This window comes from Bizionia gelidisalsuginis, assembly GCF_008086185.1.
Classification (GTDB): Bacteria; Bacteroidota; Bacteroidia; order Flavobacteriales; family Flavobacteriaceae; genus Bizionia; species Bizionia saleffrena.
The window spans coordinates 1-7,598 of sequence record NZ_VSKN01000042.1 but is presented as its reverse complement, the minus strand read 5'-3'; the positions used below and the strand labels follow the sequence as shown (position 1 = coordinate 7,598).

12 protein-coding genes are annotated in these 7,598 nt (G+C 33.8%); 1 reads left to right on the top strand and 11 read right to left on the bottom strand.

The features are described from left to right. The 11 genes from ES677_RS14705 to ES677_RS14650 all read right to left on the bottom strand — a co-directional run. On the bottom strand, positions 1 to 181 hold a 181-nt coding region (locus ES677_RS14705), incomplete at its 3' end, for a transposase (protein WP_148380285.1). 23 nt (positions 182 to 204) lie between these two features. Then, a complete protein-coding gene (locus ES677_RS14700; RefSeq protein ID WP_148381655.1) occupies positions 205 to 492 on the bottom strand; it encodes a hypothetical protein in 288 nt (95 codons plus the stop codon). 563 nt (positions 493 to 1,055) lie between these two features. Continuing rightward, positions 1,056 to 1,508 (bottom strand): hypothetical protein, encoded by a 453-nt coding sequence (locus tag ES677_RS14695; RefSeq protein WP_148368239.1) that lies wholly within the window; start codon positions 1,506 to 1,508, stop codon positions 1,056 to 1,058. Between the two features lie 922 nt (positions 1,509 to 2,430). Next, the gene (locus ES677_RS14690; RefSeq protein WP_148368238.1) at positions 2,431 to 2,787 is read right to left on the bottom strand and encodes a helix-turn-helix domain-containing protein; all 357 of its coding nucleotides are present in this window, start codon (positions 2,785 to 2,787) and stop codon (positions 2,431 to 2,433) included. Between the two features lie 2 nt (positions 2,788 to 2,789). Next, positions 2,790 to 3,083 (bottom strand): type II toxin-antitoxin system HigB family toxin, encoded by a 294-nt coding sequence (locus ES677_RS14685; protein WP_148381654.1) that lies wholly within the window; start codon positions 3,081 to 3,083, stop codon positions 2,790 to 2,792. Positions 3,084 to 3,542: 459 nt separating this feature from the next. Further along, positions 3,543 to 4,310 (bottom strand): hypothetical protein, encoded by a 768-nt coding sequence (locus ES677_RS14680; protein ID WP_148381653.1) that lies wholly within the window; start codon positions 4,308 to 4,310, stop codon positions 3,543 to 3,545. Positions 4,311 to 4,382: 72 nt separating this feature from the next. Next, on the bottom strand, positions 4,383 to 4,610 hold the full coding sequence (locus ES677_RS14675; RefSeq protein WP_170235071.1) for an integrase core domain-containing protein: 228 nt from the start codon (positions 4,608 to 4,610) through the stop codon (positions 4,383 to 4,385). Positions 4,611 to 4,618: 8 nt separating this feature from the next. Next, a complete protein-coding gene (locus ES677_RS14670) occupies positions 4,619 to 5,146 on the bottom strand; it encodes a DDE-type integrase/transposase/recombinase (RefSeq protein WP_148381651.1) in 528 nt (175 codons plus the stop codon). 104 nt (positions 5,147 to 5,250) lie between these two features. Then, complete coding sequence (locus ES677_RS14665) at positions 5,251 to 5,622, bottom strand: transposase (protein ID WP_148381650.1); 372 nt, start codon at positions 5,620 to 5,622, stop codon at positions 5,251 to 5,253. Between the two features lie 605 nt (positions 5,623 to 6,227). Next, a complete protein-coding gene (locus tag ES677_RS14655; protein ID WP_148381656.1) occupies positions 6,228 to 6,539 on the bottom strand; it encodes a helix-turn-helix transcriptional regulator in 312 nt (103 codons plus the stop codon). Between the two features lie 19 nt (positions 6,540 to 6,558). Further along, a complete protein-coding gene (locus tag ES677_RS14650; RefSeq protein WP_246124584.1) occupies positions 6,559 to 6,804 on the bottom strand; it encodes a type II toxin-antitoxin system RelE/ParE family toxin in 246 nt (81 codons plus the stop codon). A gap of 552 nt (positions 6,805 to 7,356) precedes the next feature. On the opposite strand from ES677_RS14650, the gene ES677_RS14645 reads away from it, so the two are divergent. Then, positions 7,357 to 7,598 (top strand): ISAon1 family transposase N-terminal region protein (locus tag ES677_RS14645; RefSeq protein WP_148381649.1); only part of this gene is annotated, 242 nt, incomplete at its 3' end.

The window sequence follows — 7,598 nt, the reverse complement described above, 5'->3', positions numbered from 1 at the left end:
AATTACCATTGCCTGGGAAACTTCCCGATTCAAAAGCTTCAAATTCTTTACGCCACTTGTATAAAAGAGTAACCTTGATACCTAGTTCTCTTGCTAGTTCTGACAGGTTCTTTCTGTCCTTACTTAATTCTACAGCTTGTCGTTTAAAAGCTGGATCATATTTCTTTCGCTCTTGTGTCATAAGTTAAATGTAAGACTTTATGCTTAACTTGTACTGTCCGCTAAATTAGCACATCCAATCATTGTATTTCTTGTAAGCGCTATATTGTAACCAATTTTTATAAAATCAATCACTTGTGGTATTTCACTAGATTTAATGCTTACTTTACTATCCCTTAAATCCAGGAGTGTGTTCCAGTAGAGATTATAATTTGGGTCTTGGCGAATACTCTTTTTAAACAAGATTATGTCCTTAACAGTTATTACACCAGCGTAATATTCTATAATAAGTTCCTTATGGGGTGTTATTTTATAAGCTCCAAATTTCTCCATAGTGTTGCGTTCAATTACCGGTGTATAACTTTAATAATTAATTAAATAAAGTCTAAGACGTTAACTTATTTGTAATATAATATGTAGTGGTTATTTTAAACATATTGATTTTTTTTGCTTGCGTAGAACTTAGTTTTTTAGGTATAAAACCAACACTTCATTACCTTAACCGGTGGTAGTTACGCTGTGTCTATATTCAGAAAAACTATTAATTATAACTAGCAATATCACGCAACGGGATATGGAAGAGACTAAATTAATAGCCCACTAAATATAAGATCTTTTTATTATAGTTTGTTGTAAAAAATCGTAATTGTTATCGTAATTGAAATTAAAAGAGAAGACGTGTTATACACTTACTTTTAATTGTGACGACTGTGGCTCTGGTTGCCATCTATCTATACCTTACTTATTCGCGTAAATTGTGTCGTGTTGAATATAATGTAGAGGAGATATAAACTTTTCTTTTAAGTAGAAAACATCAATTAGTTTATTGGTCGTAGAGCACTGGCCTCTTTGGTTTATACTATTGATAATGGTGTAGTCGCCGCTTGTGTTACTAGTTAGTATATGTTATTAGTATTTGTTTTTAGATCATTAATAATTGTAACTAATTCTTGCTTATCTATTATGTTTTCACAAAAATTTAAAACGACAGCTTCGATTGAGGAAACATTATATATATTAAAATTTAAACTAGAACCTTTTACTAATAAAGAGTATAACTCTGCAAGGGCAATTTCATTGGATCTAGAGGACAAGAACATTGTATTTCTTGTAAGCGCTTCATTGTAACCAATTTTCATAAAATCGATCACTTGTGGTATTTCACTAGATTTAATGCTTACTTTACTATCCCTTAAATCCAGGAGTGTGTTCCAGTAGAGATTATAATTTGGGTCTTGGCGTATCCTCTTTTTAAACAAGATTAGGTCCTTAACAGTTATTACACCAGCGTAATATTCTATAATAAGTTCCTTATGGGGTATTATTTTATAAGCTCCAAATTTCTCCATAGTGTTGCGTTCAATTACCGGTGTATAACTTTAACAATTAATTAAATGAAGTCTAAGACGTTAACTTATAATTCGAAGCATAATTATTCTTTTCCCCGTATTAGGGTGGTTTAATCTGTAATCTATAAAATAAAATCCGAATAGATAGTCGTTAGAACGTATCTTTAATAGAATGCTTGTATCTAGGCACTAAAGTTTTGCTCGTGCCTATGTAAGGCTGATTGTTCAAATTAATTGAGGTTAAGGAGATTAGGGATAGCAATTCTCCTCTTGGAGCGTGAGAGTGCGCCATAACTTTCTTCTAAAAAAAAGAGGATTTCAATAAGATAAGATGCCTTATGTTTTTTTTATGGTGGCCTTTGGCAAATAAGAGAGTCCGAACTTTAGTTAATTTTGTAACGGTTAGTACTTCATCAATCATTGCGCAAATTGGCCGATAGCGACATCGCCTTAACATCATTTATTTTACTATGAAACGACTATTTCTTGCCGTGGTATTCTTGTGGTTCAAAGAAGCAAATTACCGGTACTTTATCTCTTTTTTAGAATGTAGAATGTTTCTATGTTAGGGCGTGAGGACGTCTCACCCCAGTAGTTTTGGTTAGGGATTATGGAAGCCTTTGCACTAAAAGGTGGTTTTATAAGAAAGCTAGTTGCTTGGGGCACTGTTGTTTATTGCTATGCACTGTGGAACTCATTGTAGTTACGGGCGAACACCTTAATATCTGTCGCAAATGTTTAACTATGACGCTAAATTTTCTATAGATACGCGACGTTTTTAGAACTTGCGATTATTGAACCGCAGTATATGGTCTATACCAAATTTGTTTCTACAAGACTCGTCTTTGCGGCGGTGTGAGAGGCGTACTGGCAATTTTTCGATGCTTGGTAGTCTACTCGATTGCCAACTGGCTTTTTTTAATTAATAATCTTGAATTAAAACTTCAGTTGGAATATGAAGTGTAGTATTTAGTTTTCTAATCATATCTAATGTCAGTTTTCGCTTTTTATTCAAAATCTCACTAACTCTGCTTTTAAATCCGACAACTTCTGCTAAATCCTTTTGTTTCATTCCCAATTGTTCCATTCGGAACTTAATTGCCTCAATTGGGTCAGGCATTCCGATTGGGAATTGTTCATTTTCATATCGATCGATCAATATTGATAGGATTTCCAATTCGTCTCCTTCTTCCGTTCCTTTTTTTGCATCAAAAATATCCTCAAGTCTGTTGATCGCTTTTTGATAATCGTTTTCGTTTCTAATTGGTAATATTTTCATAATCAGATGTTATTTGCGTCACTTTTGTCATATTCTGCGTGAGTTCCAACAAACCTTATCCAACATATTCCATATTCAAAATTGAATTTTACAATCAAACGATAATTAATGCCCTTGATGTTGTAAACAATTCTATTTTCCTTTAAAATACTCGCACTCGGATACTCACTTTTTAATTCGTTAATATTATTCCACTCGAATTTTTCTGTTTCTCTATACCACGATTTTAATTGTTCTTCACAATCAGCGTGTTTTTTCCAAAAATCTCGTAAAGTTCGTTTTGCGATTACTCTCACAGTATAATTGTTTGAAGCAAATATAATTAAAAAGTTACCAATTTGGTAATTAATTCGTTTTTTAGCTTGTTGGTAACTCAGTTATGTGAGCATAAAACCAATTATTTTATGAGTTATATAGGTGTTAATTCTCTATTCAAAAAGTTATTAATAACAATTACTAAAAGTACACAATGAGTATAAAATACGATAAACTAATAGCGCATCCAATATAGAAATAACTTATTCCTTTTTATTGTAAAAGGTGTAAATGTGGGGTAGTTGTTATTTAAAGAAGAAAAATCATCTATTTTGGGTGTAAATACTTGTTGGTGTTTTGAGGTAGATGGTTAGATTTTGCGATGCTCTTAGGGCATGTAGTGATTATTATCGCCGTATATGAGACCCGTACGTATGTGGTGTGAGAGGCGCGCTGGCAATTATTCGATGGTCACCGGTTTATTCGATTATGCACTGACTTTATTGTTCCTTTTTATTCGGCCTAGAAGTGTTAATATTTTGATCGTTAGCCTTTATTGTTTGCTTATTGCTTCTTGCTGAACCATAATAAATCGCTTTCTTTATTTTTGTTTTTTCTTCCTTAATTTTCTTTTTCAAGTAAGCGCTATATGCTTTGTAAATTTCCTCCTTTGTTTTCAGTTTAGATAAATCTTGTTTGGCAAAACTATTTTGAATGTCATTTGCTTTTAAATTCAGATATTCAAATTCAGAGTTATTCACTTGGTCAATCAAAGAGTCTTTTCCAGTTTTTCTTAAGGGTCGATTACTTTCTGGAAATTCTTTTAAAGAACTAAACCTTCTCACAAATGCTTCATCTATATTGTTTTTTATTTTAGCTCTTGGAACCCGGAAATGTTTTAATAGATCGTGATCTTTAGTTTTTGTTTTAGGTGTTTCATTGCTATCAGATTGTATACTTTTTTCTAAGTAAGCAATATACATTTGAAAAACCTCTTCTTTTGTTTTCAGTTTAGATAAATCTTGTTTGGCAAAACTATTCTGAACTTCATTTGCTTTTAAATTCATATATTCAAGTTCCAATTTATTCATTTGGTCAATCAAAGTACCCTTTTCAGGGATTGGTATTGGTTTATTATCTTGGTCTTTTACTATTGTGTCAATTGAATTAGAATCAAGCACCATTTGACTTTCGGCGATTCCCTTATTTTGAGAAAATCCAAAAGTTGAGATAAGTAGAAGTGTTAATAGTAAAGTAGCTTTTTTCATAATATTTATCTTTTTTGGTTATTCAATTTTAATGTCAAGTTCGGTTTTTAGTTGTCTTGTCCTGAAATATGGCTACAGGTTAAAATTGAATTGAGCAGGTACTTGATATACCATATTTGGTGTTTTATAATCTAAAGATAAATGTAATCTTACATCATTGTACAAATTAATTGCATTTTTTGCAGCTCTCTTTGCGTGATTCACGTTATCAAAGGTTTGGTCTAAATAAAATTCATCTTTTAAAATTCCATTAACACGTTCTGCCATTGCGTTTTCGTAACAATGATTTTCTTCGGTCATACTAATATCTATCTTCTTTCTTTTAAGTATTTGTGTGTATACATTGCTGCAGTATTGTATTCCTCTGTCTGAATGATGTATTGCCCTTTAATGTCTTTAGCTTGATAAACCGCCTTATTAAGTGCTCGCACACATCCTTTTAGTTCCAAACTATCACTAAGATCATAACCAACTATTTTCCTAGAATACATATCAGTTATTAATGCCAGGTAGCAAAAGCCTCTTACGGTTCTTATATATGTGATGTCGGACGCCCAAACTTGGTTTGGTCTTTTGATTTCCAGGTCTTTAATAATATTGTTATACTTATAAAAACGATGATAAGAATTGGTTGTTCTAGCACTGGTTTTCTTTCTGAGTGTTAGCATTTGGTGTTTTCTAAGCACATTAAATAAAGTATCTCTACCAACCTTAATATTAGCTTTAGTAAAATCAACATCTAATGATTTTATAAGTTTTCTCACCCCTTCTCTAGGAAGGGATTTGCGTCTTTTTCTAACTATGTTTAGAATCTGTTGTTTTAGCTTTAAACGCATATCAGCTCTAGAATTGTATTTATAATACGCATCACGCTTAAGTCCAAAGCATTGGGTTATAGTTGTTAAAGAAGCAAATCCCTTAGATTTTACTTTGGCTTTTATTAAGGCTTTATACTTAACTTTTTTTTTAGCTCATTAACTGATTTATAGCCTAGATCTTCAGCAGCTACTTCAAGGTAGGAGTCCGATACCATTGCATCGAGATCCTTTTTAAGTAGCAATTTTTTAAGTTGTTCGATTTCTTTTTGAAGTCCTTTAATTCTGGATATTTCGTCTTTTGTTTCCACTTTTACTCTGGTGTTCATTAAGTCTTTACGATTGTACTTTTTAATCCACTCATTTACGGTTGTAGGTGCGATAGAGTAGAGTTTACACAGTTCGCTCTTAGTGTGTTTGCCTGTTGTAAGTTCGGCTAAAATTTTTAATTTGAAAGGTTCGCTGTAACGTCTAATTACTTTGTCATTTTTGTACATAATGTTTAAAATTATGTAGCCTTTATTCAGGACGGGTCAAGTTTGTGCATAACGTACTTGTGTATGTTTATTGGCGTGGTTAAGCACTAAAGTAAGCAAGTGAAAACCAAATAGAAAATCCGCGAGGAGTTACGTAAGTCGGCAGTGATCAAGCAATTTTTTTTATACGTTGTGTGTGGCCAGTATGGGCATCTTTAACTTACAGCAAAGTAAGTAATTAATCTAGAGGGTGCAAGTCCCTTTAGCGCTGGGGTAACGCCTAGAAGCATTAGTAAGTCGCAAGGGGGTAACTGTGAAGTTACATCTAAAGAAAGCGAGACTACAAAATTCGGTACTGGCCCTTCGACTCTGCTCAGGATAGACCAAGCAGAAACCGAATGGGACGCTGGGCAGTAGCCCAAAGTCCTATATTAGGGACTACACTAACCCTATCTAGACTAAAGCGAAGAGGGTATAAACCGATGATAGATTACATAAACAAAATACAAACTTCGATTTGGTGAACCGCCGTATACGAGACCCGTACGTACGGTGGTGTGAGAGGTGCACTGGCAATCATTCGATTGTCAGCCGTCTACTCGATTGTGTGTAGTGTTTTTCTTACTTTATGATAAGTTCAAATTTTGATTTAGCAGTTCGACGTTAAAATTAATTTTTGCGTTTAATGCCTTAAAAACTTTTAAAATTGTTTCAAATCGAGCGTCAGTCAAATGGTTTTCGAGTTTCGAAATCTGTGCTTTCTGGACACCGACTAACTCTCCAAGTTGGGCTTGTGTCAGGTTTCGTTCTTTTCGAGCTTGTTTGATTGCGTTTCCAATTAGGTCGAGCCGAAGTTCGTTCTCGAATTCGTCTCTTTTTGGCGTTCCTTTTTTCCCGATATATTTGTCGGTCGCTTCGTCCAAACTGTAAGTTTTCATTCCTTTCTTTTCCATATCGTTATTTTTTAGCCTCAAAGTATTGTTTCATTATCCGTTCGGTTTTTTCAATTTCCTTTTTAGGTGTCTTTGCTGTTTTCTTTTCAATTCCGTGAGTTGATATGACGACAGTTTCGGTTTTATCTGTCTTGACCCAAAAGGCAAAAAGGCGGTATTTAGTTTTGTTGTGAAGAGTTCGGAATTCCCAAACGTTGTTATTCAGCTTTTTGAAAAGTTCATTGTCATTAACAACTTGAGCTTTCCGCATATTGTAAATGATTTTTTCACGTGCCTTTTCGTTGAGTCCGTTTAAAAATTCGTTTACTTCCCCAGTAATTCGACCTTAAATTTCTGATTCATTCAACTCTCTTATTTTGACAAAGATAAATGTTTCTTATTTAGGAAACAATTTTATTTGAAGACGAATTTTCGCATTACACACAACGTTTATGTATAAGATTAGTTGCGGTTTTGAGTACGAGGATTTTCCAAAGGAAAATCAGATGTAGCAAAATTGCAACGAACTTTATTCTAGTACTAATCTAGCAATTAATTTTATACATTGTGTGTGCCCAGTATGGGTGTCTTTTACTTACAGCAAAGTAAGTAATTAATCTATAGGGTGCAAGTCCCTTATGCGCTGGGGTAACGCCTAGAAGCATTAGTAAGTCGCAAGGGTGGTAACTGCAAAGTTACATCTGAAGAAAGCGAGACTACAAAACTCGGTACTGACGAACAGAAACCGTATACAGAGGCCTATTTATGGATCAAACGTAAAACTTGGGGAGAAACTTTATCTTTGACAAAAACAGATTAAATCTTGAATATAGAATTAGCACAGTATTTGTTACCGGAAGGCGTATTGGATTATTTTGAAATTGTAGACCATAAATCATCAGAAGGTAAGGTTCATTTTTACCTAGAAGAAAAGAACGTGCTGCCCAAGGAGTACCAATCAGAATTAGCGCAATCCAAAGGCTTCTTGCCTGAGATAACCGTTGAAGATTTCCCTTTAAGAGGCAAATCGGTACTGCTCCATATAAAGCGTAGACGATGGACTCT